Below are 24,109 nucleotides of genomic sequence, written 5' to 3'. Positions count from 1 at the left end.
TCAACCAACAGGAGCGAGACCATGAAGAAATTTTTGAAGGTGCTGCCATTGCTGGCCGCATGCGCGATCAGCAGTGCTTCGGCGCAGACTGCCAAGCCATTCAGGATCGGCGTGATGACCGACATTTCGGGACAGTTTTCCCACGAGGCCGGCGCCGGCGCGGTGAACGCGGTGAAGATGGCCGTGCAGGATTTCGGCGGCTCGGTGCTCGGACGTCCGATCGAAGTGGTCGTCAACGATCACCTGAACAAGCCGGACGTCGCCGCCAGCAAGGCGCGTGAATGGTTCGATACGCAGGACGTCAGGATGATCAACAACCTGATCAACTCCGGCGTTGCGCTGTCGGTGATGACCGTGGCGAAGGAAAAGGACAGGATCGCGATCGTCAACGGTTCCGGCTCGTCGCGCATTACCGGCGATGCCTGCAACGCGAACAGCATTCACTACGCTTACGACACCTGGGCGCTGGCAAACGGCACCGGCCGCGAGATCGTCAAGCAGGGCGGCAAGAGCTGGTACTTCCTGACTGCCGATTACGCGTTCGGCCACGCACTGGAAAAAGACACGGCAGCCGCTGTCACGGCCAATGGCGGCAAGGTCATCGGCACGGCGCGTTATCCGATCGCCACGTCCGACCACTCCGCATTCCTGCTGCAGGCGCAGGGTTCCAAGGCCCAGGTGGTTGGCATTGCCGGCTCGGGAACGGGCTTCATCAACGCGGTCAAGTCGGCGCATGAGTTCGGCCTCACCAAGGGTGGCAAGCAAATGCTGGCCGGCCTGCTGGTCTGGATCACGGACGTCGACGCCATGGGTCTCGAAATCGCACAGGGCCTGACCCTGACCGCCGGCTTCTACTGGGACCGCAATGAAGAAACACGCGCCTGGTCCAAGCGTTTCTTCGCGCTGACCAAGCGGATGCCGACCATGGGCGACGCCGGCGACTATTCGTCGACGCTGCACTACCTGAACGCCGTCAAGGCAGTCGGTAGCGACAACACGGCAGCCGTGATGGCCAAGATGAAAGCGACGCCGATCAACGACATGTTTGCCAAGAACGGCAAGATCCGCATTGACGGACGCATGGTGCATGACATGTATGTGTACCAGGTCAAGAAGCCGTCCGAGTCCAAGTATCCGTGGGACTACTACACGTACAAGGGCACCATTCCTGCTGAGCAGGCATTCCGTCCGTTGAAAGACGGCGGCTGCCCGCTCGCTAAAGGTTAAGCAGCAAGCAGCAAGAAGTGAAGCCCTGCCGGTGAAGACCGGCAGGGCTTTTTTTTCGTCTCAAGATCGTGGCAAGCGCGTCAACGGCCGATCGACTCCATGGTTCACTCCCTTTCAGGCCCGACCGGCGCGCCCCGGAACGACAGCCACAACAACACCCCGCACACCGGCAGGAAGATCCAGTACTCGACCGGTGCGCCCATGATCCAGCGCTTGTGCCAGTGCACGTTGATCGGCTCGAAGCGGGCCAGGCCGAAGGCCGGATTGAATACGAACCAGAGGAAATCCTCGACGATCCAGAACAGCATGATGCAGGCGATGCTGCGCGCTTCGATTGCCCACGACCATGACCAGAAGAAGGCCGCTGGAAAGTGGAAGAACAGGGCAATGAACGGGAATACCCAAGCGTGGTAACCGGTCATCGGGCGCGAACCCCAGAATATGTCGAGCAGCCAGTGGCGCTCGATGCGCCAGGTCGGCAGGTTGGCGGCCCACCCCGCTCCACCTTCGATATGGACTTCGATCTGGGCGAAGAATGCAGCCAGCAATATGGTGCCCAGCAGCATGGGCGCCAGGTGCAGCAGCCCAGCCCCGATCCGTTTCAGCCGCTCCCCGGGGTTCAGCCGCATGGTGGCAGCGCCGCGAGGACGGTTCGCATTGCTTCGCGGCCCGCGTCGGGTTGACCCAGTGCGAGGGCAGCGCGGCGCATGGCCTCCAGCCGGGCCGGATCCGACAGCAGTTGCCGCACCCGATACACCACACCGCTGGCATCGCCGGCTTTGAGCGCCGCGCCATTTTCCAGCAGGTAGTCGGCATTGCGCTCTTCCTGCCCGGGGATGCTGTCGACCACGATCATCGGCAGCCCGAGTGCCATGCATTCCGCCGTGGTCAGTCCGCCCGGCTTGGTCACGACCATATCGGCGCAGCTCATCAACACCTCGATCTCGCGGGTGTAGCCGAATACCCGCAGTTGTGCCGGATGCTGGCGGGCCAGCTCTTGCAAGCTCGCCTGCAATCCGGCGTTGTTGCCGGCCACCACCAGCAGCGTGGGCTTTTCTTCCAGTTCCAGCATGTCCGTCGCCAGCCGCAGCAGGCCGCCGTGCCCGTGCCCGCCGCCCATCAGCAACACCGTTGGACGGTTGCGATCGATGCCCATCCTGGCCGCTGCCTGTGCACGTGTCGGCGGAGCGGAAAAAGCCGGCATCAGCGGTATGCCGGTGACATGGATGCGGCTCGCTTCGACCCCGCTCTGGTGCAGCCGCCACGCCAGCTGCTGGCTGGCTGCGAAATAGCCGCTGACGCCGGGCTGCACCCACATGCCGTGCAGGTCGTAGTCGGTGACCTGGACCCAGATGCCCCCGCGCGGCCGCTGTCCTTGCTGTGGGCTTAGCCGGGACAGCATTTCAGCCGGCAAGAAGTGGGTGCAGATGATTGCATCCGGCGCCAGTTGGTCCAGGCGCCGGCGCAGGCGCGCGGTGCAGGCCCGCTCAAGCAGCCGCCGCAGCCGGTGGCTGGCGGTGTCGGCAGATGCGTGATCGGTGAGCTTGTACAGCAGTGACCATACTGTGGGAAAGGACCTGACGAGTTTCAGGTAGAGGTCGGTATAGATCTTGCGGAACAAGCCGGGCACGAACTGCATCGCGTCCAGGTGCACCATGTCGACCGTGCCGAGGGCGTCGCCGGCACTGCACAGCGCCTGTGCCGCCCGCAGGTGGCCGCTGCCGGCAGAGACGCTGAGGACGACAATCCTGGTGCGAGCGCCGGCCATGTCGGCCGGCCGGCTGGCCGGCCATGTTGCGGATGGAGCCGTCGTGGCCGGCGCAGTCGACCCGATAGGCCCGATCGGAGCAAAACCCGCCGTCAGGCCGGTATGGGGCATGAATCTTCCTTGGCCAGTCGCGCGCGCCGCTGATCGGCTTCGAGCATGATTTCCTGCCAGTTGACCAGCCTCAGCGCGCCGCTGTAGTCCTCGACCAGTGCCGTCAGGCTCTCCACCCAGTCGCCGTCGTTGCAGTAGGTGATGCCGTCGACTTCACGAATCTCGGCCTTGTGGATATGGCCGCAGACGACGCCGTCCAGGCCCTGGCGGCGCGCTTCGGCTGCCAGCGCGGTTTCGAATGAGGTGATGTAGCTGACGGCGTTCTTCACCTTCAGCTTCAGGTACTGCGACAGCGACCAGTAGGGCAGGCCGATGCGCGCGCGCCAGTTGTTCAGGTGCTGGTTGAACTTCAGGATCACGGTGTATAGTCCGTCGCCGACATAGGCCAGCCACTTGGCGCAGGCGATCACACCGTCGAAGCGGTCGCCGTGCAACACCAGCAGGCGGCGGCCATCGGCGGTGACGTGAACCAGTTCATCGCGTACCTGGATGCCGGCAAAGTCGAGGTCGATGAACTGGCGTACCGCCTCGTCATGGTTGCCGGGGACGAAGATGACGCGCGTGCCTTTCTTCGCCTTTTTCAGGATGGTCTGGATGATGTTGTTGTGATGCTGGTCCCAGAACCAGCGGCGCCGCAATTGCCAGCCATCGATGATGTCGCCCACCAGGTACAGGGTGTCGGCGTCGGTGGTGCGCAGGAATTCGAGCAGCTTTGCCGCCTGGCATCCGGGCGTGCCGAGATGGACATCGGAAATCCACATCGTCCGGTAGCGCAAGCTGTCGCGCTTTTTCTTGATGCCCGGCGGTCCGAATTGGGAACTGAGGAAATTGTCGTGTGGTTTCATTGATTTCCCAGCTTGCGAAGACCAGCGTCAGGTCGATAATGTGGCGAGCATAGGCTCGCATTGCTGCACCGGCGTTACGGGCAAATGACGTTCTTGTGACCGTGGATGTCATCACGCTGTCACCCGGAAAAATTACAATGACCGGTTCGATGCAGGAATCGGTGGACAAGGAAAAAGATGTTTGGCGCAGTGGATCTGGGTTCGAATAGTTTCAGGCTGCACATAGGCGAGATTGGGCCTGGCGGGGTCAAGGTGGTGCGCAGCGCGCGCGCTCCGGTGCGGCTGGGCGCCGGCCTGGATGAGAATGACCGCCTGAGCTTCGATGCAATCGAAGAGGGGCTGGCCGCGCTGCGTGGATTCGCCAAGGTGCTGGCCGAGTACCGTTTGCAGGCGGTGCGGGTGGTTGGCACCAACGCGCTGCGCGTGGCGCGCAACGCGCAGCAGTTCCTGCCGCGGGCCGAACAGGCTGTCGGCCACCCGGTGGAAGTGATTTCCGGGGAAGAGGAAGGGCGCTTGATCTATCTGGGCGTTGCGGCCAATATCGCCCGCGAAGACGAGCAGCGGCTGGTCATCGATATCGGCGGCGGCTCGACCGAACTGGTGCTCGGACGGGGGGCGCAAATCCTGCGGGTCGAGTCCTTCAGCATCGGCACCGTGCGCAAGAACGCGCTGTTCTTCCCCGATGGCAGGATCGACCGGGACAGTTTCCAGGCTGCGGTGTTATCAGCGCGCAGCCGCTTCGAGGATGCGGCGCCGGGTTTTCGCAACGGCAACTGGGAAATTGCCTACGGATCTTCAGGAACGATACGGGCAGTGGGCGACGCGCTGGTGCGCAACCAGATCGGCGACGGCATTCTGAGCTACCAGACGCTGCAACTGTTGCGCGAGCGGCTGATCGGCTTCGGCCGCACCGGCCGCATTGCGCTGACCGGGCTCAAGCCGGACCGTGCCGACGTCATCTGCGGCGGCGTCGCAATCCTGATCGGACTGATGGAGGAACTTGGCATCGAGCAGCTGATGCCGGTGCAGGCCGGCCTGCGCATGGGCCTGATCTGGGACATGCACCTGCGCAGCACCGCGGGCGACCGCCGCGATACCGCAGTGCGCGAATTCGCGGCACGCTTCCATGTCGACCCGGCGCGCGCGCAGCAAGTGGCGGTGGCGGCCGACCTGTTGTATGCGCCGGCCCGTCCGGACGGCAGCTGCCGCCGCCTGCTGTACTGGGCCGCGCATTTGCACGAAGCTGGCGTGGTCGTTTCGCATACCGGCTTCCACAAGCATGGTGCCTATCTGCTTGAGCATGCCGACCTGCCGGGCTTCAGCGGGCGCGAACAACGCCGGCTGGCGCAACTGGTATTGGGGCAGAAGGGGAATTTGCGCAAGCTGGGGGATGCCCTGGCCGACCCTGACTTCGCCTGCGCCGTGCTGGCCTTGCGCCTGGCGACCGTGCTGATGCACGCGCACGAGGCCGACTCCGCCCATCAGCTGCGGCTGCAAATGAAGAACCGGATCGAGCTGGCAGTGCCGGGCGATCTTCTGAAACAGCATCCGACCTTGTCGTGGTGGCTGGCCCGGGAAAAGGGCGAATGGGAGGAGGTCGGCTTGCAGTTTTTGGTGAAGCCGGCGTGACGGATTTGCACGTCTTTCAATAATTGTATATATTATTTATATAATTCATCTGGATCGAACCAACGGGAGCGTTCAACATGGCGACAAAAGCAGGCAGTGCGGTAGCAAGCAAATCGGCCGCGGTTAAGAAACCGGTAGCAGCGAAACGGCCTGCGGCATCGACAGCGCCCGCCAAGGCTGCGGCAAAGCCGGCGCCAAAGGCTGCGGCAAAGCCGGCGCCAAAGGCTGCGGTAAAACCAGTCGCGAAGGCTGCGGCAACGCCAGTTGTAAAGGCCGCGGAAAAGCCAGTCGCGAAAGTAGCGCCAAAGCCAGCGGAGAAAGCGCCAGCTACGGCCGCGGTCGTGGCGATCACGGACAATAGCAAGGCTGAAGCGGCTCGCAAGCTCAAGCTCAAGAAGGTGAAAGTGGTGCGCGACAGTTTTACCATGCCGGAAACGGAATACGCGGTGCTGGCCGAGGTCAAGAAGGCCTGCCTGTCGGCTGGCTTCGCGGTGAAAAAGAGTGAACTGCTGCGGGTCGGCGTCGCCCTGATCCGTACGCTCGACAAGGACGCGCTGAAAAAGTGGGTTGAAAGCCTGCCGCCGCTGAAGGCCGGTCGTCCGCGCAAGGAAAAGCAGGACTGAGTTCGCGCTTGGCAGTCCTGTGGCGCCGGCCGCGGCCAGTGTCACAAGACTGCAACTGCCCGGTCACATAAGCGCAGCATTCGCACGTTAGCCTGATGGGGTTTTCAACCACCCCGGATGGTGTCATGCAATTGTCCTCCGGCAGCCTGGCTGCCACATCCCCTGCCACCCCTCATTCACCACGGCTGACCCTCGGTCTTGCCACGTCTGCTTCCGAAGTCAGGGAAGTCCAGCGCCTGCGTCACCAGCTTTTCATTCAAGCAATGGGACTGTCCTTGCCCGGCCACGCCAGCGGACTGGACCAGGATGAGTACGATGATGTCTGCGAGCACCTGATCGTGCGCGATGACTACACGTCGGAAGTGGTGGGCACCTACCGCGTGCTCGGGCCTGGCTCCGCGCGCCGTATTGGCGCTTATTATTCGGAACGCGAGTTCGACCTGGCTCCGCTTGATCAGTTGCGTGGCGCCATGGCAGAGGCAGGGCGAGCCTGTGTCCATCCCGACTACCGTGGCGGGGCTGTGATCAGCCTGCTGTGGTCCGGCCTGGCAGCTTTCATGGCGCGGGAAAAATGCGATTACCTGATTGGCTGCGCCAGCATCAGCCTGGCCGATGGCGGCAGCAACGCCGCGGCTGTCTGCCAGTCGCTGCAGGGCAGGCACCTGGCGCCGGAAGCTTACCGGGTGTCACCCATCCTGCCGTTCGACATGCCGGAAGCAGCGGCGCCGCAAGAGCCGTGGGTGCCGCCGTTGATCAAGGGCTATCTGCGCGGGGGCGCATGGATCGGCGGCGCGCCGGCCTGGGATCCTGAATTCAATTCCGCTGACCTGTTCATGCTGCTGCCGCTGGCCAAGCTGGAGCGGCGCTATGCCCGCCATTACCTGCGGCGCGAAGGCCTGCAGTAATCCATGACACAAGGAAGGCAATGCCTTCCTTGCCTTCCTTGCCGCCTACTTGCGGGCCAGGTCGGGGCAGACGACCGCACGCAATACATTGCCGTCTCCATCCTCCCGCCCGGCAATCCACCAGACACAGCCTTTGCGGATGGCCATCTCTCCGGCTTGTCCGGTCAGCAGGCGCGCAGCGACCTCGCCCAGCGCCGGCTGGTGTCCGACCAGTAACACCGGGCTACGGCTGTCAGGCCAGCGTGCCGCCTGCAGCAGGGTGTCTGCATCGGCGCCGGGACCGATTTCCTCGCACAGCCGGTACTGACGGCCTAGCGCCGCTGCGGTCTGTACCGTGCGCAGCGCCGGGCTGACCAGGATGCGGCAACTGGTCGGCAATACCTGTTCCAGCCACTGGGCCATTCGTCGCGCCTGCTTGCGGCCCTTGGGTGTCAGCGCTCGCGCCAGGTCCTCGATATCCTCGCCGGGTTCCTGCGCTTGCGCATGCCGCCAGAGGATCAGGTCCATCACATCGCTCCGTGGCCGGCGGCATGGCCAAGTTGCTGCATCAGCCATGCCTGCGCCGAGAAGCGGGTCTGCCTGGCACGTGCACGGCGTCGACGGTATTGGCCGTCGGGCTCCAGTTCCCAGGCATCGACATTGTCCTTCAGGTAGGGGTTCAACCCTTCGGTGATGACGCGCTTCTTGAGTGCCTTGTCCAGCACCGGGAAGGCGACTTCGATCCGGCGCAGCAGGTTGCGTCCCATCCAGTCCGCGCTCGACAGGCAGACGTCGTGCGCCAGGTCGTTGCGGAAATAGAAAATGCGTGAATGTTCCAGGAAGCGCCCGACAATGGAGCGCACCCGGATGTTTTCCGATAGGCCGGCCACGCCCGGGCGCAAGGCGCAGGCGCCGCGCACGATCAGGTCGATCTTGACCCCGTCCTGCGAGGCGCCATACAAGGCGCGGATCACCGATTCGTCGAGCAGCGCATTCATCTTGGCAATGATACGGGCCGGGCGGCCGGCGCGCGCAATGGCGGCTTCGTGGCGAATAGCCTGCACCAGCTGCTTTTGCAGCGTGAACGGCGCCAGCCACAAGTGGTTGAGCTTCCTCGGCTTGGTCATGCTGGTGAGGTGCATGAATACTTCATTGACGTCTGCGGCAATCAGCGGGTTGGCGGTCAGCACCCCGAAGTCGGTGTAGAAGCGGGTCGTGGTCGGATGGTAATTGCCGGTGCCGAGGTGGGCATACTGGCGCAGCCCGCTTTCCTCGCGCCGTACCACCAGCGCCAGCTTGGCATGCGTCTTGAGCCCGACCACGCCGTACACGACCTGCGCGCCGACCCGCTCCAGGCGGTTTGCCCATTTTATGTTCGCCTCTTCGTCGAAGCGCGCCATCAACTCCAGCACCACCGTCACTTCCTTGCCGCTCACGGCGGCAGCGATCAGCGATTCCATCAGGTCGGAATTGATTCCGGTCCGGTAGATGGTTTGCTTGATCGCGACCACGGCTGGATCGGCGGCGGCGCTGCGGATGAAATCGAGCACCGGCTGGAAAGACTGGAACGGATGATGCAGCAGCACATCCTTTTTCTGAAGGGCATGAAAGATATCCGTTTGCCCGAGGTCTTCCGGGAAGCCCGGCACAAAGGAGGGGAAGCGCATGCTGGGCTGGCTGCTGAGTTCGATCAGTTCATTCAGCCGCACCATATTGACCGGGCCGTCCACTTCAAACAGCCGGCTCTGGGCAATGCCGAATTGATCGAGCAGGAACTGGGACAGGTGTGGCGGGCAATTCTTTGCCACTTCCAGCCGCACCGCCAGGCCGAACGGACGGCTCTGCAGTTCGGTTTGCAGCGCCAGCCGCAGGTTTTCCACTTCTTCTTCATCCACCCAAAGGTCGCTGTTGCGGGTGACACGGAACTGCGAGTAATCCACCACCTGGCGTCCCGGGAACAAATCGCCCACATGGGCGTGGATCACCGACGAAAGCAGGCAGAACGACTTGCCGCTCGGGGACAGGTGATCCGGCAGTTGTATTACCCGCGGCAACACCCGCGGTGCTTTCAGGATGGCAATCGAGGTGCCGCGGCCGAAAGCATCCTTTCCGGACAGCTCGAAAATGAAGTTCAGGCTTTTGTTGACCACCTGCGGGAAAGGATGCGCGGGATCCAGGCCGATCGGCGTCAACAGCGGGCGCACCTCGCGCTCAAAGTATTGCTTCACCCAGGCACGCTGCGCTTCGTTGCGGTCCTTGTTGCGTAACAGGTGAATGCCGCGCGCAGCCAGGTGCGGCAGGATATCGCCGTTAAGGATGGCGTATTGCCGCTCGACGATGTCGTGGCATTCGTCTGAAGAAAGCGCGAAAATCGCCCGCAGCGCATCCGGACCGATTTGCTGGCCGTCCATCTGGTCCTGGGCCAGCAGGCTGGCGATGCGCACCTCGAAGAACTCGTCCAGGTTGCTGCTGACTATGCACAGGAAACGCAGCCGTTCCAGCAGGGGAATGGCGGTATCTTCGGCTTGTGCCAGTACGCGGCGGTTGAACTGGAGCAGGGATAGCTCCCGGTTCAGGTAGGCTTCCCGCTTGTGCGGAACAATGCTGCGGCCAGATGCTTTTCCGAATTTCCTGCCGCTTTGCCGGCCGGCGCTACCGTTACCTTTGTCGTTACCCTTATGGCTGGCTATGTCGCCAGCCTCTTGGGGCGATTCCTGACCGGCCTCGTTTTTGCTCTTTATCATTGATGTCAACCTGGACTCAGGGGATTGTGCGCGCGAGCCAGTCTAATCCGCGTGTGTTACCGCTTTATGACGCGCTTGTTACAATGGATCCCGGTTGGTCGGAATGGGGAGCCTTCCCGTCACAAAGCTGTCATATTCAAAGATTACAGTGACGCCAGTTGAATTGCCAACCAAGGGAGTAAACATGCAACTGAACAAAATCCTGAAATCGGCTGTACTGGCAGCCGGATTCGCCTCGCTGTTCGGAACCGCCGTCGCAGCGGACATCACCGGCGCCGGCGCAACCTTCCCATACCCGATCTACGCGAAATGGGCAGAGGCTTACAAGAAGTCGACCAACATCGGCCTCAACTACCAATCGATCGGATCGGGCGGCGGCATCAAGCAGATCAAGGCCAAGACTGTCGATTTCGGCGCTTCCGACATGCCGCTTGCCGCGGCTGAGCTGGAAAAAGAAGGCCTGATGCAGTTTCCTGCAGTGATGGGCGGCGTGGTTCCAGTATTGAATGTGGACGGTATCAAGCCAGGCGAGCTCAAGCTGACCGGCCAGGTGCTGGGCGACATCTACCTGGGCAAAATCAAGAAATGGAATGCGCCTGCAATCGTGGCCATCAACAAGGGCGTAATGCTGCCTGACACGGATATCACGGTGGTTCACCGTTCCGACGGTTCGGGTACTTCCTTCCTGTTCACCGACTACCTGTCCAAAGTCAGCGCCGAGTTCAAGTCGGTTGTCGGCGCCGGTACCGCAGTCAAGTGGCCGACCGGTGTGGGCGGCAAGGGCAACGAAGGCGTGGCAGCGAACGTGCAGCGTATCAAGGGTTCGATCGGCTACGTCGAGTACGCCTATGCCAAGCGCAACAAGATCACGCACGCCCAACTGCAAAATCGCGACGGCCAGTTCGTGCAGCCTGACGACGATACCTTCAAGGCGGCTGCTGCCGGTGCTGACTGGGCCAAGACCCCGGGCTTCAATATCGTGCTGACCAACCAGGCAGGCAAGACCAGCTGGCCGATTACCGGCGCGTCGTTTATCCTGATGCACAAGACCCAGGCTGATGCAGCCAAGGGCCGCGACGTGCTGAAGTTCTTCGACTGGGCTTACAAGAACGGTGGCGCCATGGCAACCGAGCTGGAGTATGTGCCGATGCCTGCAGCGGTCGTGAAGGTGGTGCAGGATGCATGGAAATCGCAGTTGAAGGATAGCAGCGGCAAGGCGCTGAACTAAGCTGCTTTTTGCCAGATGACCCGCGGATTGCCGCGGGCAACAAAAGTAGTCAGCAGGACCGGGCCGCCCATGCGGCCCGTTTTCAAAACGGGATCGGAAAAAAATGAGCGTACCTTACTCGGTCACTCTCGGAGCGCAGACGATGGAATCGCAATCCCCGGAAGATATTGCTGCCGAGCAGGCAATGGTGGCCACCATGCGCACGCAGCGCATGCAGGATTTCGTGTTCCACAAGGTGACCTTGTTTTTCGCGTTCAGCGTGCTGCTGGTGCTGGCGGGAATCATCGTTTCGCTGGTCATCGGTTCGATTCCTGCCTGGCGTGAATTCGGCCTGGGTTTCGTGACCGCGGTCGAATGGGATCCGGTCAATGATAAATACGGCGGGCTGATCGCGATTGTCGGCACGCTCGCCACCTCCCTCGTGGCGCTGGCGGTGGCTTTTCCGATCAGCTTCGGCATTGCCGTGTTCCTGACCGAGATCTGCCCGACATGGCTGCGGCGGCCCATGGGTACCGCGGTCGAATTGCTGGCCGGCGTGCCCAGCATCATCTACGGTATGTGGGGCCTGTTCGTTTTTGCCCCATTTTTCGCCGAAACCGTACAACCGCTGCTGGCCAATACACTCGGAAAAATTCCTGTGCTGGGCCAGTTGTTCGCCGGCCCCGCCATGGGCATCGGCATCCTCGCGGCCGGGCTGATCCTGGCCGTGATGATCATTCCTTTCATTGCCTCCGTCATGCGCGACGTGTTCGAGGTGGTGCCCACCGTGCTGAAAGAATCTGCTTATGGGCTGGGTTGCACGCGCTGGGAAGTGGTGCGGAAAATCGTACTCCCCTACACCAAGACCGGCGTGGTCGGCGGCGTGATGCTGGGTTTGGGCCGGGCGCTGGGCGAGACCATGGCGGTCACCTTCGTCATTGGCAACGCCCACAACCTTTCGTGGTCATTGTTCGCGCCGGGCAACAGTATCGCCTCCACGCTGGCTAATGAATTTGCCGAGGCGGAGTCGGTGTTGCACCAGTCATCGCTGTATGCCCTCGGCCTGATCCTGTTCGTCATCACTTTTCTTGTGCTGGCGATCGCCAAGATAATGCTCGCAAGCCTCAAACGCCGCGAAGGAGCCACGTCATGAGTTCGATTGGAGTGAATTCAACTGACGTCAATTCAAGCCAGGCAGCCGAAATGATAGCCGCCGGCCGCAATCCGGTGTACCGGCGGCGGCTGGCTTGGCACAAGTTCGGCATTGCACTGTGTGTGCTGGCGATGGTGGTCGGCATTGCTTTCCTCGGCTGGATCCTGGCAGTGCTGCTGCTCAAGGGCTTCGGGGCGGTCAGTTTTGCCTTGTTCTCGCAGAGCACGCCGGCGCCGGGCAGCGACGGCGGCGGCCTGGCCAATGCCATCGTCGGCAGCCTGATGATGGTCGGCGTCGCCACCGCGGTCAGCACTCCGGTCGGGATCCTGGCCGGCATCTACCTTGCCGAATATGGCGACAAGAGCGTGCTCGGGCAGGTGACCCGCTTCGTCACCGACATCATGCTGTCGGCGCCGTCGATCGTGATTGGCTTGTTCGTGTATGCGATCTATGTCGCCAACATCAAGCATTTCTCGGGTTGGGCCGGCAGTTTCGCCATTTCGCTGATTGCCGTTCCGGTCATTGTGCGCACCACTGACAACATGCTGAACCTGGTTCCGGCCAGCCTGCGCGAGGCAGCATTTGCGCTCGGCGCACCGCGCTGGAAAGTGGCGGTGCTGGTGCGCTTGCGGGCAGTCAAGGCGGGGGTGGTCACCGGCGTGCTGCTGGCCCTGGCCCGGATTGCCGGGGAGACCGCGCCGCTGTTGTTTACTGCGCTGAACAACCAGTTCTTCAGCGCCAACATGAATGCGCCGATGGCCAACCTGCCGGTGGTGATCTACCAGTTTGCAATGAGCCCGTACGAAAACTGGCGTTCGCTGGCATGGGGCGGCGCGCTGCTGATTACTTTCAGCGTGCTCGGCCTGAATATCCTTTCGCGCACGTTGTTCAAACAGACCAAACAGGGCTGACCCGATGATGAACATGATGAACCAACATATCCAGGAAAATGCGGCGCCGGCGCTGCGCAGCACGATCTCGATTTCGGGCCTGGACTTCTGGTATGGCAACTTCCAGGGCCTGAAGAACATCAATCTCGAGATCTACGAGAAGAAAGTGACTGCCTTCATCGGTCCGTCAGGCTGCGGAAAGTCGACCTTGCTGCGCACGCTGAACCGCATGTATGACCTGTATCCGGGGCAGCGCGCCGAAGGCAGCATTGTCTACCGCGACCGCAATATCCTGGATCGCCAGCAGGACGTGAACATGCTGCGCGCCAAGATCGGCATGGTGTTCCAGAAGCCGACGCCGTTCCCGATGTCGGTGTATGACAATATCGCTTTCGGCGTCCGGCTGTACGAGGACCTGCCGCGCGGCGAGATGGATGAGCGGGTCGAATGGGCTTTGAAAAAAGCCGCTCTGTGGGGCGAGGTCAAGGACAAACTCAAGCAGAGCGGCCTGTCGCTGTCGGGCGGGCAGCAGCAGCGCTTGTGCATCGCCCGCGGCGTCGCCGTCAAGCCGGACGTGCTGCTGCTGGACGAGCCGACGTCGGCGCTCGACCCGATCTCGACCACCCGCATCGAGGAACTGATCGCCGAGCTGAAAGAGGATTACACCATCGCGATCGTCACGCACAACATGCAGCAGGCTGCGCGCTGCTCGGACTACACCGCCTACATGTACCTGGGCGAGCTGGTGGAGTTTGACGAGACCGACAAGATCTTCCTGAATCCGTCGAAAAAAGAAACCCAGGACTACATTACCGGCCGCTTCGGCTGATTTTCAACAGATCACTGCACAGAAGTGCCGTTCGCCGCGGCCAAAGGAGATTGACCCATGCCTTCAGAACATTCTTCCCGCCAATATGAGATGGACCTGGAAGCGATCCGCTCCAAGGTCTTCACCATGGGCGGCCTGGTCGAGAGCCAGTTTCGCGAAGCGATCGAATGCTTCCGTTCCGGCGATGCCAAGCGAGCGGAACAGGTAGTGGCCGGCGACGAAGCCGTGAACCGGCTCGAAATCGTCCTGGACGATGCCTGCAGCCACCTGATCGTCAAGCGGCAGCCGGCCGCAGTGGATCTGCGGCTGGTGATGGCGACCATCAAGGTCATTACCGACCTCGAGCGCATTGGCGACGAGGCCGCCAAGATTGCACGGGTGTCGCAGACCATTGCCCAGCGCAGCTTCCCGACCATCAATCACTTCGAAACCGTGCGCGTGATCGCGACCCACGCCAGCGCCCTGCTGCACGATTCCCTCGATGCGTTCGCGCGCCTGGATGGCTCGCAGGCCCGCAACCTGATCGTGCAGGACCAACTGATCGACCATGATTTCCGCTCCATCCTGCGCAACGGCATCACCTTCATGATGGAAGATCCGCGCACGATCTCGGTCACGCTCGACACCTTGTGGGTGGCCAAGGCGATCGAGCGCATCGGCGACCATGCAAAGAATATCGCGGAATACGTGATCTACGTGGTGGAGGGCAAGGACATCCGCCACCAGCCACTGCCAGCCCAGGGAGAGCAGGTCTAGCATATGGCGAATGACGGTCCCGCAATACTGGTAGTGGAAGACGAACATCCGATCGCAGAGCTGATTTCCTATTCGCTGCGCGGCAATGGTTGGGATGTACGGGTTGCCGGCAGCACGGCGGACGGCTGGAAGGCGCTGCAGGAGTCGGTCCCGAACCTGGTGCTGCTGGACTGGATGCTGCCCGACCAGAGCGGGCTGCGCTTCCTGAACCGCTTGCGCAACGACGCCCAGTTCCGCTCGCTGCCGGTGATCATGCTGACCGCGCGCAGCATGGAAGAAGACAAGGTGGCGGGACTGGACAGCGGCGCCGACGACTACATCACCAAGCCGTTTTCGCCGCGCGAACTGGTGTCCCGGGTGCGCGCCCAGTTGCGCCGCCGCGCGCCCGAGCACGACGAGAAGCAGGTGGTTGCCGGCATCGTTACCCTGGAACCGGCCAGTCATTCGGTGCATGTGTCGGGCGAGCGGGTCGAGATGACCAATGCCGAGTACAAGCTGCTGCGCTATTTCATCACCCACCCGAACCGTGTATTTTCGCGCAGCGACCTGCTGGACCGTGTGTGGGGCAGCGACGTCAATGTCGAGCTCCGGACTGTGGACGTGCATGTGCTTCGCCTGCGCAAGGCGTTGGGCGTGGCCGAGGCTTATGTGCGGACCGTGCGCGGGGTCGGCTACCTGTTCTCCCACGAGTGAGGTAAAAAATGAATCGTGGAACGCTGTTCTGGACGCCGGCCGTATTGCGTATCCTGGTGTTGTTCTCCATTGCCGGCGCGATCGGCTTCTTTTTCGGTGAGCGGGCGGCGCTGCTGGCCGCGATTGCTGCACTGATTGCCTCGCTGGTGATGCAACTGCGCTACCTTGAGCATCTTTCCCTGTGGCTGGACGCGCCCGAGCAGCGGCTGCCGGACGGCTGGGGTGCCTGGTCCGAGATTTTCGCCCGTCTCTACCGGCTGCGGCGCGAAGACGAAAAAATCCGCGCCGAGCTTGCCGAATGGCTGGCCCGCTTTCGCGAAGCAATGGCGCAACTGCCTGACGGCGTGGCGATCATCGACGACGTGCTGTTCCTTGAATGGTGCAACCCGGCTGCGGAAAAACACCTGGGGCTGGACCTGGCGCGCGACCAGGGCATGCGCATCACGAACCTGGTGCGCCATCCGCATTTCATCGACTACCTGATGCTGGCTCGCTTCGAGAAGCCGCTCGAACTGGAAATCAACGAGCGGCGCTACCAGATGCACCTCATTCCATTTCAAAGCAAGCGCCGCATCCTGGTCACACACGATGTGACGCAGGTCGAGCTGATAGACCGCATGCGCCGCGATTTCATTGCCAATGCTTCGCATGAATTGCGCACTCCGCTGACCGTCATCAATGGCTTCCTGGAACTGGCGGTTCACGATCCGGACATGCCCGAAGACGCAAGGCGGCGCCACCTGTCACTGATGCTGGAACAGGGTCGCCGCATGCAGGACCTGATCGAGGACATGCTGTCGCTGACCAAGCTGGAAACGCTGGAATTCCCGCTGCAGGTGGGGACCGTGAACATGGTGGCATTGCTGGAGGATGTGCGCGACAACGCGGTGGCGCTGTCTGCCGGCCACCACGAGGTGAAGCTGATCGCATCAGGTCCGGACATCCGCGGCAGCACCGACGAGCTGCGCAGCGCGTTCCTGAACCTGGCCACCAATGCGGTGCGCTACACGCCCGAGGGCGGCACCGTCACGCTGGAGTGGAAGAACACCGACACTGGTCCGGAGTTCAGCGTGACCGACACCGGCATCGGTATCGCCCCGGAACACGTTCCGCGGCTGACCGAACGGTTCTACCGGGTCGACAAGAGCCGCTCGCGCGAAACCCGCGGCACCGGGCTTGGCCTGGCGATCGTCAAGCATGTGATGATGCGGCATGGCGGCGTGCTGGACATCAAATCCACCCCCGGACGCGGCAGCGTGTTCACCGCCCGCTTCCCGCGGCTGGTGGTGGCCAGCTCCGACTGAGCCGGCACGCGGCGCCGATCAAGCCGTCGTTCAGCAAGCCGACGTTCATGAAGCCGTAGTTCATGAAGCGGTAGTTCATCAAACGGTCATGCAGGCCCGCTAAATTGGGCGGATGAACGAACGTGATGATACTTCGCTGACTCCTGCAGCGCCATGGGTGCTGTTCCTGCTGCCGGTCGCCGCGCTGGCGCTGCTCGGCCTGTTCCTGCATCCGGCCGAGCCGGCCGATTTGCTGCAATTGCTGGTGGCCGAACCGGTCGCATTCCTGCTTTCCGCCGGGCCGGTCAGCCTGGTCATGTTATCGGCGAGCGGCGTCGTGATGACATTGTTGGCCGCCGGATTCGCCCTGGTCTGGCTGTGCAAACGCATGCGGGGATTCGGGTATCATCGGGCCCGCGCAACGCCTGCGCGGCCCGATCCTGCCCTTCCATGAAATTTTTTAGCTCTGGTGTTTGTTCAGCACGTCTCTTTCAGGTATCCGCACTGCGGCTTGGATTGACTGGCTTGCTGGCAGCACTCGGCCTGCAGGCCGGCGTAGCCGCCGCCCAGGCACAAGCAGTCCCGGAAAAGGAATGGGATGCGCGCATGCAGGCAAGCTGGATCTGGCAATCCAAACCGGCCAGCAGTGCGCGCTACAGCGGCCCCAACAGCCTGTCCGTCTCGCGCGAAACGGGCTACACCTTCAGCAGCACTGCCTACCTGGGCTGGAAGCCTGCGGCCGGTCTCGAGTTCTGGTTCAACCCGGAACTGGTGCAAGGTGTGCCGCTGTCCAACCTGACTGGTCTGGGCGGCATGAGCAATGGCGAGCAGCAGAAGGTGAGCGGTCCCAATCCGACCCTGTATCGGGCCCGCATTTTCATGCGCAGGACCTGGTCGCTGGCCGGTGAAGCCGAGCAAATCGAGCCGGAGGCCAACCAGTTCGCGCTCGCCACCACCCGCCGCAGGTTCGTGCTTACTGCAGGCAACCTGGCAGTGACCGATATCTTCGACGACAACGCCTACGCCCACGACGCCCGCACCCAGTTCATGAACTGGTCGTTCCTGACGCACGGCGCATTCGACTTCGCCGCCGACGCCCGCGGCTACAGTTGGGGTGTGGCGGGCGAGTACTACCATGACGACTGGGTATTCAGGGCGGGCCGTTTCATGCAGCCCGCGGAGTCCAACGGGCTGCCGCTCGACCGGCGCCTGTTGCGCTACTACGGCGACCAGCTGGAGATCGAGCATGCGCACTCGATGAGTGGCTTGCCGGGTAAAGCCCGGCTGCTGCTGTTTCGCAACCGGGCGCGCATGGGCTCGTTCGACGAGGCCTTGCAACGCGCCCCCGCCGGTGTTGCGCCGGTGCTCTCCACAGTGCGGCGCGATCAGTCGAAAGTCGGGGCCGGGGTGGCCCTGGAGCAGGCACTGGGCGCCGATGCCGGCGTCTTCGCCCGAGGCAGCTGGAACGACGGCGGTGCGGAAACCTATGCTTTCACCGAAATCGACCGCTCGGCGACTGGCGGGGTGGAGATCAAGGGACGCAGCTGGGGCAGGGCGGAAGACAGGCTTGGCGCAGCCATTGCCGTCAATGGCATCAGTTCCGCGCACCGGCGTTATCTGGCGGCCGGCGGGCTGGGCGCCTTCCTTGGCGATGGCGCACTCAACTATGGCACCGAGCGCATCGCGGAGTTGTACTACAGCATGCGGCTGGCGAAATCCACCTGGTTCAGCATCGACTGGCAGCGTATCGTCAATCCTGGATACAACCGTGACCGGTCGCCCGTGTCGGTGGCATCGGTGCGGCTGCATTTCGAGCTTTGATCCTGCGTCCGGGCAGGCGGCAGGGATCTCCGCGAATGGCGGGTGGATGGAATGGCAGGGCCGCTGTGCGTCAACTGCTGTGCGCCCCGTTTTTCGCGCCTTTCTGCGTCATTCCCCATGCGCGCCGCTGATCGCCGGCGCAGCACCCAATTTCTCCTGCAATTCATCCATCAATACCCGCACCCGGTGCGGAATGTGCCGGTTGCCCGGCAACATCGCATAAATCCCGAGTTCTGGAACTGGAAAATCGGCCAGGATCTGCTCCACCCGGCCGCTGGCCAGGAAACTGTCCACGATGAAATCCGGCTGGCAGGTGACGCCGAAGCCTTGCGCCGCCGCTTCCGCCAGCACCTCGCCATTGTTCCCGTTCAGGCGGCTGCGCACCGAAACTTGCTGCAGGTGACCGTCGACCATGAATGGCCATGGCAGATTGGCGCCGGCCATGGTGTAGCCCAGGCATTCGTGATGGGGCAGGTCGGCCGGTTGCTGCGGCCGGCCGTGCCGGTCAAGATAGTCCGGCGACGCCACCGCCAGCATGCGTACGGTGCCGATCTTGCGCGCCACCTCGTTGGCGGCAAGCGAACGGGTGATCCGGATCGAAAGGTCGAAACCTTCCTCGATCAGGCTGACCCGCCGGTCCGAGTAATCCATGTCCAGTCCGACCTCAGGATAGCGCTCTGCAAATGACAGCAGCAGCGGCGCGATCCGCCTGGTGCCGAAACTGAGCGGCAGGCTGATGCGTATGTTGCCGCGCGGCGTGGTGCGCTCGTGCGCAATCTCGGTCTCGGCCGACTCCACCAGGTTCAGTATCACCCGGCATTTTTCCAGATAGGCGGTGCCGGCCGAGGTCAGGGTCAGGCTGCGCGTGCTGCGCGCGATCAGCTTGGTGCCGAGATGGGCTTCAAGCGCAGCGATCTGCCGGGTCACGACTGAACGTGCCACCCCGATCTGCTGGGCAACGCCGGAAAAGCTGCCGAATTCCGCGACCCGGACAAACAGCCTCATTGCGCCGAACCGATCCATTGTTCCTCCATTTGCAACAAACAATTGCATATTGTGGCCTAGATCGCTTCAAGTTGCAGGCGTACAGTTCGCTACATGAAAACGAACTCCTCCAACCCGCAAGCGCCCCGCGCACTGTTCGTGCCGCATGGCGCCCCGACTTTCGCGCTGCGCCCGGGTGCAGCGGGCGCTGCACTGGTCAGCTTCGCCAGCACGATCGCCCTGCCGCGCGCGATTGTCATCGTGAGCCCGCACTGGGAAACCGGGAGCCCGGTGGTCGGGTTCGCCGAGCGGCCCGAGACCATTCATGATTTCGGCGGCTTTCCCGATGAGCTCTACGCAATCCGCTATCCGGCGACCGGCTGCCCGGAGGCGGCGCAGCAAGTTGTTGACGCGATCGGCGCAGCCGGCTTGCCGGTGACTGCCGACGCCCGACGTGGCCTCGATCATGGCGCATGGGTTCCGCTGCGCATGATGTTTCCGGACGCCGAAGTGCCGATCATCCCGCTCTCGGTGCAGCACAATGCCGGCCCGGCACACCACTACCGGCTGGGCCAGGCGCTGGCACCGCTGGTTGACCAGGGCTTCCTGGTGATCGGCTCGGGCAACATCACCCACAACCTGCGTGACTACCAGATTGCGCGCAGCGGCCGTGGCACGCCGGATTACGTCCACACCTTTCCCGAGTGGATCGCCAAGAATATTGCAGCACGCAATATCGATGCGCTGCTGGACTATCGCCGGCAAGCCCCGGGCGCGGTGCAGGCGCATCCGAGCGAAGAACACCTGATGCCGCTATTCGTGGCACTCGGCGCCGGCGGCGCACAGGCACAAGCGGTTCGCCTGCACGCCGGCATCGACGACTACGTACTGGCGATGGACGCCTACGCATTCACCGGGGAGCAGGCATGAAGAACAGCTACACCGCCACTGCCAAGGCGCTGCATTGGACGATGGCGCTGATCCTGTTCGGCATGCTGGCGCTGGGCTTCTACATGAGCGACCTGCCGCTGTCGCCGCAGAAGCTGCAGCTGTATTCCTGGCACAAGTGGGCCGGCGTGAGCCTGTTCCTGCTGGTGCTGGTGCGCTTGTCGTGGCGGCTCGGGAACCGGCCGCCGCCGCTGCCTGCGGCCATGTCGAACAAGATGCAATACGCCGCGCATGCCGGCCACCTGGCGCTGTACGTGCTGATGCTGGCCATTCCGCTGTCGGGCTGGCTGATGAGTTCGGCCAAGGGCTTCCAGACCGTCTGGTTCGGCGTGCTGCCGATTCCCGACTTGCTGGCCAAGGACAAGGAGCTGGGGGTCTTGCTGACCGACGTGCATGGCGCCCTGAACCTGATTTTCATCGCAGTGCTGGTGACCCATATCGGCGCTGCGCTCAAACATCATTTCATCGACCGCGACGACATCCTGACCCGGATGCTGCCACGTCACAGCAAGGAGAACTGAATGAAACGACTGACCCTGGCAATTGCCATGCTCGCCACGCTGGATGTGGCGGCAGCGGCCGAGTATAAAAACGTGCAGGCTGACAAGAGCAGCATCGGCTTCGCCTACAAGCAGATGGGCGTGGCGATGGACGGCCGCTTCCGCAAATTCACGCCGCAGCTGAGCTTCGATCCGGCCCGTCCGGCCAATGGCAAGGTGAGTATCGACATTGACCTTGGAAGCGTGGACACCGGCACGGCCGAAGCCGACCAGGAAGTCGCCGGAAAAGCCTGGTTCAACACCAAGGCGTTTCCGACCGCGCGCTTCGTTTCCAGCAGCGTCAAGTCACTCGGCGGCAACAAGTATGAAGTTGCTGGCAAGCTCAGCATCAAGGGCCAGGCACGCGACCTGGTATTCCCCACCACCTTTACGCCGGCCGGCAACAGCGGCCTGTTCGAAGGCGGTTTCACCATTCGCCGCGGCGACTTCTCCATCGGGGAAGGCGCGTGGTCGAAGTTCGATATCGTGGCCAACGACATACAGATCAAGTTCCGTGTCGCTGCCAACAGCCAATAAACCTGCTTTACCTACTTCCTGAACTGGAGAAACAATGCATTCCTTCGCCAAGATTTCCGCTGCCGTCCTGCTCGCCGCTGCTGCCGCTGCCGTTGCTCCGGCTTTCGCCGCACCTGTCACCTATGCGGTCGACACCACCCATACCTTCCCGCGCTTCTCGTACAGCCACTTCGGTTATTCGACGCAGCTGAGCCGCTTCGACAAGGCTACTGGCACGGTAGTGTTCGACGCCGCCGCCAAGACCGGCTCGGTCGATATCGTGATTGACGCCAAGTCGGTCAATACCGGCTACGCGACCTTCAACGAGCATATCCAGGGCGAGGACTTCCTCGACACGGCCAAGCATCCGACCGCGACGTTCAAATCGACCCGGGTCGTGTTTGCCGGCGACAAGCCTGCCAGCGTCGAGGGCAACCTGACGATCAAGGGCGTGACCAAGCCGGTCACGCTGACCCTGACGTCGTTCCAGGCGATGCCGCATCCGATGATGAAGAAAGAAGCGCTTGGCGCGAATGCCCATACGGTGATCAAGCGTTCGGACTTCAAGGCCGGCAAGTTTGCGCCGTACGTTGGTGATGAGGTCCGGATCGATATCGCGATCGAGGCAATCAGCCAGTAAGCCCGGCTGGTTTCGGGGACGCCGGTGCCGGGTGTGGCCGGTCGTCCTTGCATTGTTTTATGGCTTTGTGGCTTGCGCTTGCTTGTTGTTGGACGCGACGTATCACATTTGCCTGAACAAATGCGCAAACACCCGGCTGACAACCAGCATCTCCTCCCGCCCGCGCAAGCGCACCCGCAACTTCCCGCTTTCATCCCTCTGCGCTGCCGCGATCGCCGCGACATTGACAACCGTGCCCCGATGGATCTGCCAGAACTGCTGCCCGTCCAGTTGCGCAAGCAGTTCGCGCAAGGGCGTGCGGATCAGGCTTTCGCCGTCGGCGCTTACCACCCGCACATATTTGTCTCCAGCCTCGAAATAAAGCACATCGGCAACCGGAATCATGCGTACCTGATTGCCGACCGCGGCGCGGATTACCTGCAAAGGCGGAACCGGCATCGCCCTGGCATCGCCGGCTGGCGCAGCCAGCGTACGTAATTGCGTCAATACCCTTTCCAGTTCGCTCTCGCTTGCGCTCCGTTCGCCAAGCCTGCGCTGCAGCCGCTCCACCGTCTTTTGCAGCCGCGCATCGTTGACTGGCTTGAGGACATAGTCGACCGCCGCCTGGTCGAAGGCCTGAAGCGCGTAATCGTCATAGGCGGTCACGAACACCAGCAGGGGAAAGGGCGGCGAGCCGGGCGCATCCGGCCACTCCTCGGCCAGTTCCTGCGCGGCTTCCAGGCCGGTCTTGCCCGGCATCTTGATGTCGAGGAACAGCACATCCGGCCGGTCACGCAGGGCCAGTTCGACCGCGGCCATGCCGTTGGCGGCAGCCGGCAGCAGCGCCAGGCCGGGCCAAAGGCGCGACAGCGACTGCGCCAGCGCTGCGGCCAGGACCGGTTCGTCTTCTGCGATCAGGGCGGTAGTCATGTCCGTGGCAGGGTCAGGGTCGCGATGGTGCCCGAGGGCAGCCTGGGGGCCAGGCGCAGTCGGGCATCAGGGCCGTACAGCGCCGCGATCCGTTCGCGGATGTTGTCGAGTCCCAGCCCGGTGCCTGCCGTCCCGGCCGCATCCAGTCCGGCGCCGTCGTCGCTCACCTCGATGATCAGCATTCCATCGGATGCGCGTGCCGATACCGCGACCGTGCCGCCTTCCACCAGCGGCTCCAGTCCATGACGCAGGGCGTTTTCCACCAGCGGTTGCAGCAGCATGGGAGCAATCCTTGTCGCCTCAAGCTGCGCTGGCAGGTCCAGCGTGTAGTGCAGCCTGGTCCCCATGCGTACCGACATCAGGCCCAGGTAGGCCCGCATCAGGTCGAATTCCTGGGCCAAGGTAGTGCTGCCGTTGCGGGATGAGGAAAGCGTGGACCGCAGGTACTGGATCAGCTGGTCGAGCAGCGCCTGCGCTCGCGCTGGATCGGCCGCGATCAATCCTTGCAAGTTGGCCAGGGTATTGAACAGCATGTGCGGCTCGATCTGCGCCTGCAGCAGTTGCAGTTGCGCCTGGGCGGCCTGCTTCTCGATCGCGGCCGCGCGCGCTTTTTCCGATTCGGCAGCAGCGCTCAGGGTGGCCAGCCTGCTGCGGTTCCAGAAAAACCAGCAGGCGATCAGCCCCGCAATCAGCGTGAATACCAGTATTCGCGGCGTGCCTGCTCCGGCCGAGACCGGTGCGGCCGCATCGATGATTCCCTCAAGCAGCCAGCCTGCGATCCAGCTGCCGGCGATTTGCGCGACTGGCAGTCCGGCCAGGATTAGCGCGGCCAGCGGCAGCACGCCCGGCTTGCGTCCCTCTGGCCAGATCAGCAAGCGGCCGCCGGCGATGATCAGGTAAGCGATGGTCCCGATGCAGATCGAGAACAGCAGGTTGACGGCGAACGGGCCGCGGGTCAGCGACAAGCCGGTTACGGCGACGGCGCAGGCCAGGTTCACCAGTTGCACCAGGGCCAGGCCGGCGGCGAAGCGCCGCCAGGCGCTGCGGCCGTCGCCTTGGGCGCTGGACTTGCTGATGGTGTTCCTGGCCGTAATCATCGCTTCAGGGCAT

General features: G+C 62.7%; 26 protein-coding genes. 17 read left to right on the top strand and 9 right to left on the bottom strand.

What is annotated here, in order from left to right; genetic code table 11:
• Positions 1–21 precede the first annotated feature (21 nt).
• Complete coding sequence (locus tag FVE66_RS15190) at positions 22–1,227, top strand: ABC transporter substrate-binding protein (protein ID WP_151448297.1); 1,206 nt, start codon at positions 22–24, stop codon at positions 1,225–1,227.
• A 104-nt stretch (positions 1,228–1,331) separates the two neighbouring features.
• Here the strand turns inward: FVE66_RS15190 and FVE66_RS15185 are convergent, their stop codons facing one another.
• The 3 genes from FVE66_RS15185 to FVE66_RS15175 form a co-directional block, all read right to left on the bottom strand.
• Complete coding sequence (locus FVE66_RS15185) at positions 1,332–1,793, bottom strand: hypothetical protein (protein ID WP_151448518.1); 462 nt, start codon at positions 1,791–1,793, stop codon at positions 1,332–1,334.
• Between the two features lie 53 nt (positions 1,794–1,846).
• Positions 1,847–2,995, bottom strand: coding sequence for an MGDG synthase family glycosyltransferase (locus FVE66_RS15180; RefSeq protein WP_151448516.1), 1,149 nt, complete (start codon positions 2,993–2,995; stop codon positions 1,847–1,849).
• A 92-nt stretch (positions 2,996–3,087) separates the two neighbouring features.
• Complete coding sequence (locus FVE66_RS15175) at positions 3,088–3,951, bottom strand: UDP-2,3-diacylglucosamine diphosphatase (RefSeq protein WP_151448296.1); 864 nt, start codon at positions 3,949–3,951, stop codon at positions 3,088–3,090.
• A 177-nt stretch (positions 3,952–4,128) separates the two neighbouring features.
• Here FVE66_RS15175 and FVE66_RS15170 point away from each other — a divergent pair, with 177 nt between their 5' ends.
• Positions 4,129–5,580, top strand: a complete 1,452-nt coding sequence (locus FVE66_RS15170) for a Ppx/GppA phosphatase family protein (RefSeq protein WP_151448295.1) — start codon at positions 4,129–4,131, stop codon at positions 5,578–5,580.
• Between the two features lie 16 nt (positions 5,581–5,596).
• Here the strand turns inward: FVE66_RS15170 and FVE66_RS20525 are convergent, their stop codons facing one another.
• Complete coding sequence (locus FVE66_RS20525) at positions 5,597–5,932, bottom strand: hypothetical protein (protein ID WP_241673238.1); 336 nt, start codon at positions 5,930–5,932, stop codon at positions 5,597–5,599.
• Between FVE66_RS20525 and FVE66_RS20520 the strand changes: the two genes are divergently transcribed.
• Together FVE66_RS20520 and FVE66_RS15160 are read left to right on the top strand one after the other, a co-directional pair.
• On the top strand, positions 5,922–6,203 hold the full coding sequence (locus FVE66_RS20520; protein ID WP_241673237.1) for a hypothetical protein: 282 nt from the start codon (positions 5,922–5,924) through the stop codon (positions 6,201–6,203). The genes FVE66_RS20525 and FVE66_RS20520 overlap by 11 nt on opposite strands.
• A gap of 125 nt (positions 6,204–6,328) precedes the next feature.
• A complete protein-coding gene (locus FVE66_RS15160; RefSeq protein WP_151448293.1) occupies positions 6,329–7,108 on the top strand; it encodes a GNAT family N-acetyltransferase in 780 nt (259 codons plus the stop codon).
• Between the two features lie 45 nt (positions 7,109–7,153).
• Here the strand turns inward: FVE66_RS15160 and sixA are convergent, their stop codons facing one another.
• Positions 7,154–7,615, bottom strand: a complete 462-nt coding sequence (gene sixA / locus FVE66_RS15155) for a phosphohistidine phosphatase SixA (RefSeq protein WP_151448292.1) — start codon at positions 7,613–7,615, stop codon at positions 7,154–7,156.
• Positions 7,615–9,831, bottom strand: coding sequence for a polyphosphate kinase 1 (gene ppk1, locus FVE66_RS15150; protein ID WP_151448291.1), 2,217 nt, complete (start codon positions 9,829–9,831; stop codon positions 7,615–7,617). Before ppk1 ends, sixA begins: the two co-directional genes overlap by 1 nt.
• A gap of 184 nt (positions 9,832–10,015) precedes the next feature.
• Between ppk1 and pstS the strand changes: the two genes are divergently transcribed.
• The 9 genes from pstS to FVE66_RS15110 all read left to right on the top strand — a co-directional run bounded on the left by pstS (position 10,016) and on the right by FVE66_RS15110 (position 18,463).
• Entirely contained in the window at positions 10,016–11,059 is a 1,044-nt protein-coding gene (gene pstS, locus FVE66_RS15145) for a phosphate ABC transporter substrate-binding protein PstS (protein WP_151448290.1), read from the top strand.
• Between the two features lie 142 nt (positions 11,060–11,201).
• Positions 11,202–12,191 (top strand): phosphate ABC transporter permease subunit PstC, encoded by a 990-nt coding sequence (gene pstC / locus FVE66_RS15140; protein WP_241673250.1) that lies wholly within the window; start codon positions 11,202–11,204, stop codon positions 12,189–12,191.
• Positions 12,192–12,241: 50 nt separating this feature from the next.
• Positions 12,242–13,102, top strand: coding sequence for a phosphate ABC transporter permease PstA (gene pstA / locus FVE66_RS15135; RefSeq protein WP_151448515.1), 861 nt, complete (start codon positions 12,242–12,244; stop codon positions 13,100–13,102).
• Between the two features lie 16 nt (positions 13,103–13,118).
• Positions 13,119–13,910 carry a phosphate ABC transporter ATP-binding protein PstB gene (gene pstB, locus FVE66_RS15130; RefSeq protein ID WP_151448513.1) on the top strand — a complete coding sequence of 264 codons (792 nt, stop codon included), beginning with the start codon at positions 13,119–13,121 and terminating at the stop codon, positions 13,908–13,910.
• A 57-nt stretch (positions 13,911–13,967) separates the two neighbouring features.
• Positions 13,968–14,666 (top strand): phosphate signaling complex protein PhoU, encoded by a 699-nt coding sequence (gene phoU, locus FVE66_RS15125; RefSeq protein WP_151448288.1) that lies wholly within the window; start codon positions 13,968–13,970, stop codon positions 14,664–14,666.
• Between the two features lie 3 nt (positions 14,667–14,669).
• Positions 14,670–15,359, top strand: a complete 690-nt coding sequence (locus tag FVE66_RS15120) for a response regulator (protein ID WP_151448287.1) — start codon at positions 14,670–14,672, stop codon at positions 15,357–15,359.
• Between the two features lie 8 nt (positions 15,360–15,367).
• Positions 15,368–16,663: a phosphate regulon sensor histidine kinase PhoR gene (gene phoR, locus FVE66_RS15115; protein ID WP_151448286.1), complete on the top strand. Its 1,296-nt coding sequence runs from the start codon at positions 15,368–15,370 to the stop codon at positions 16,661–16,663.
• A 112-nt stretch (positions 16,664–16,775) separates the two neighbouring features.
• Positions 16,776–17,096, top strand: a complete 321-nt coding sequence (locus FVE66_RS20205; protein ID WP_161993296.1) for a hypothetical protein — start codon at positions 16,776–16,778, stop codon at positions 17,094–17,096.
• 71 nt (positions 17,097–17,167) lie between these two features.
• Complete coding sequence (locus tag FVE66_RS15110; protein ID WP_161993295.1) at positions 17,168–18,463, top strand: carbohydrate porin; 1,296 nt, start codon at positions 17,168–17,170, stop codon at positions 18,461–18,463.
• 108 nt (positions 18,464–18,571) lie between these two features.
• Here the strand turns inward: FVE66_RS15110 and FVE66_RS15105 are convergent, their stop codons facing one another.
• Entirely contained in the window at positions 18,572–19,486 is a 915-nt protein-coding gene (locus FVE66_RS15105) for a LysR family transcriptional regulator (protein WP_151448284.1), read from the bottom strand.
• Positions 19,487–19,561: 75 nt separating this feature from the next.
• On the opposite strand from FVE66_RS15105, the gene FVE66_RS15100 reads away from it, so the two are divergent.
• From FVE66_RS15100 to FVE66_RS15085, 4 genes are read left to right on the top strand one after another with little or no spacing between them, the layout of a single operon-like run.
• A complete protein-coding gene (locus FVE66_RS15100; protein ID WP_151448283.1) occupies positions 19,562–20,377 on the top strand; it encodes a DODA-type extradiol aromatic ring-opening family dioxygenase in 816 nt (271 codons plus the stop codon).
• A complete protein-coding gene (locus FVE66_RS15095; RefSeq protein ID WP_151448282.1) occupies positions 20,374–20,916 on the top strand; it encodes a cytochrome b in 543 nt (180 codons plus the stop codon). Before FVE66_RS15100 ends, FVE66_RS15095 begins: the two co-directional genes overlap by 4 nt.
• Positions 20,917–21,471, top strand: coding sequence for a YceI family protein (locus FVE66_RS15090; protein ID WP_151448281.1), 555 nt, complete (start codon positions 20,917–20,919; stop codon positions 21,469–21,471). It begins immediately after the preceding gene.
• A gap of 34 nt (positions 21,472–21,505) precedes the next feature.
• Complete coding sequence (locus tag FVE66_RS15085) at positions 21,506–22,090, top strand: YceI family protein (protein ID WP_151448280.1); 585 nt, start codon at positions 21,506–21,508, stop codon at positions 22,088–22,090.
• A 102-nt stretch (positions 22,091–22,192) separates the two neighbouring features.
• Here FVE66_RS15085 and FVE66_RS15080 read toward each other — a convergent pair whose 3' ends face one another.
• Positions 22,193–22,999: a LytR/AlgR family response regulator transcription factor gene (locus FVE66_RS15080; protein WP_151448279.1), complete on the bottom strand. Its 807-nt coding sequence runs from the start codon at positions 22,997–22,999 to the stop codon at positions 22,193–22,195.
• The gene (locus FVE66_RS15075) at positions 22,996–24,096 is read right to left on the bottom strand and encodes a sensor histidine kinase (protein WP_161993294.1); all 1,101 of its coding nucleotides are present in this window, start codon (positions 24,094–24,096) and stop codon (positions 22,996–22,998) included. Before FVE66_RS15075 ends, FVE66_RS15080 begins: the two co-directional genes overlap by 4 nt.
• Positions 24,097–24,109: the final 13 nt, after the last annotated feature.

Origin of the sequence: Lacisediminimonas profundi, assembly GCF_008831265.1 — a bacterium.
Classification (GTDB): domain Bacteria; phylum Pseudomonadota; class Gammaproteobacteria; order Burkholderiales; family Burkholderiaceae_D; genus Lacisediminimonas; species Lacisediminimonas profundi.
Note: the sequence above shows the minus strand (reverse complement) of the source record. Positions and strands in the feature narration are given on the sequence as shown.

Coding starts and splice junctions, on each gene's coding strand:
- FVE66_RS15105 (WP_151448284.1), bottom strand. CDS start 19,486: ATGGATCGGTTCGGCGCAATGAGGCTGTTTGTCCGGGTCGCGGAATTC.
- FVE66_RS15170 (WP_151448295.1), top strand. CDS start 4,129: ATGTTTGGCGCAGTGGATCTGGGTTCGAATAGTTTCAGGCTGCACATA.
- FVE66_RS15180 (WP_151448516.1), bottom strand. CDS start 2,995: ATGGCCGGCGCTCGCACCAGGATTGTCGTCCTCAGCGTCTCTGCCGGC.
- FVE66_RS15160 (WP_151448293.1), top strand. CDS start 6,329: ATGCAATTGTCCTCCGGCAGCCTGGCTGCCACATCCCCTGCCACCCCT.
- ppk1 (WP_151448291.1), bottom strand. CDS start 9,831: ATGATAAAGAGCAAAAACGAGGCCGGTCAGGAATCGCCCCAAGAGGCT.
- phoU (WP_151448288.1), top strand. CDS start 13,968: ATGCCTTCAGAACATTCTTCCCGCCAATATGAGATGGACCTGGAAGCG.
- FVE66_RS15080 (WP_151448279.1), bottom strand. CDS start 22,999: ATGACTACCGCCCTGATCGCAGAAGACGAACCGGTCCTGGCCGCAGCG.
- pstA (WP_151448515.1), top strand. CDS start 12,242: ATGATAGCCGCCGGCCGCAATCCGGTGTACCGGCGGCGGCTGGCTTGG.
- FVE66_RS15120 (WP_151448287.1), top strand. CDS start 14,670: ATGGCGAATGACGGTCCCGCAATACTGGTAGTGGAAGACGAACATCCG.
- phoR (WP_151448286.1), top strand. CDS start 15,368: ATGAATCGTGGAACGCTGTTCTGGACGCCGGCCGTATTGCGTATCCTG.
- sixA (WP_151448292.1), bottom strand. CDS start 7,615: ATGGACCTGATCCTCTGGCGGCATGCGCAAGCGCAGGAACCCGGCGAG.
- FVE66_RS20205 (WP_161993296.1), top strand. CDS start 16,776: ATGAACGAACGTGATGATACTTCGCTGACTCCTGCAGCGCCATGGGTG.
- pstS (WP_151448290.1), top strand. CDS start 10,016: ATGCAACTGAACAAAATCCTGAAATCGGCTGTACTGGCAGCCGGATTC.
- FVE66_RS15185 (WP_151448518.1), bottom strand. CDS start 1,793: ATGCTGCTGGGCACCATATTGCTGGCTGCATTCTTCGCCCAGATCGAA.
- FVE66_RS15075 (WP_161993294.1), bottom strand. CDS start 24,096: ATGATTACGGCCAGGAACACCATCAGCAAGTCCAGCGCCCAAGGCGAC.
- FVE66_RS15175 (WP_151448296.1), bottom strand. CDS start 3,951: ATGAAACCACACGACAATTTCCTCAGTTCCCAATTCGGACCGCCGGGC.
- FVE66_RS15090 (WP_151448281.1), top strand. CDS start 20,917: ATGAAACGACTGACCCTGGCAATTGCCATGCTCGCCACGCTGGATGTG.
- FVE66_RS15085 (WP_151448280.1), top strand. CDS start 21,506: ATGCATTCCTTCGCCAAGATTTCCGCTGCCGTCCTGCTCGCCGCTGCT.
- pstC (WP_241673250.1), top strand. CDS start 11,202: ATGGAATCGCAATCCCCGGAAGATATTGCTGCCGAGCAGGCAATGGTG.
- pstB (WP_151448513.1), top strand. CDS start 13,119: ATGAACCAACATATCCAGGAAAATGCGGCGCCGGCGCTGCGCAGCACG.
- FVE66_RS15100 (WP_151448283.1), top strand. CDS start 19,562: ATGAAAACGAACTCCTCCAACCCGCAAGCGCCCCGCGCACTGTTCGTG.
- FVE66_RS15190 (WP_151448297.1), top strand. CDS start 22: ATGAAGAAATTTTTGAAGGTGCTGCCATTGCTGGCCGCATGCGCGATC.
- FVE66_RS15095 (WP_151448282.1), top strand. CDS start 20,374: ATGAAGAACAGCTACACCGCCACTGCCAAGGCGCTGCATTGGACGATG.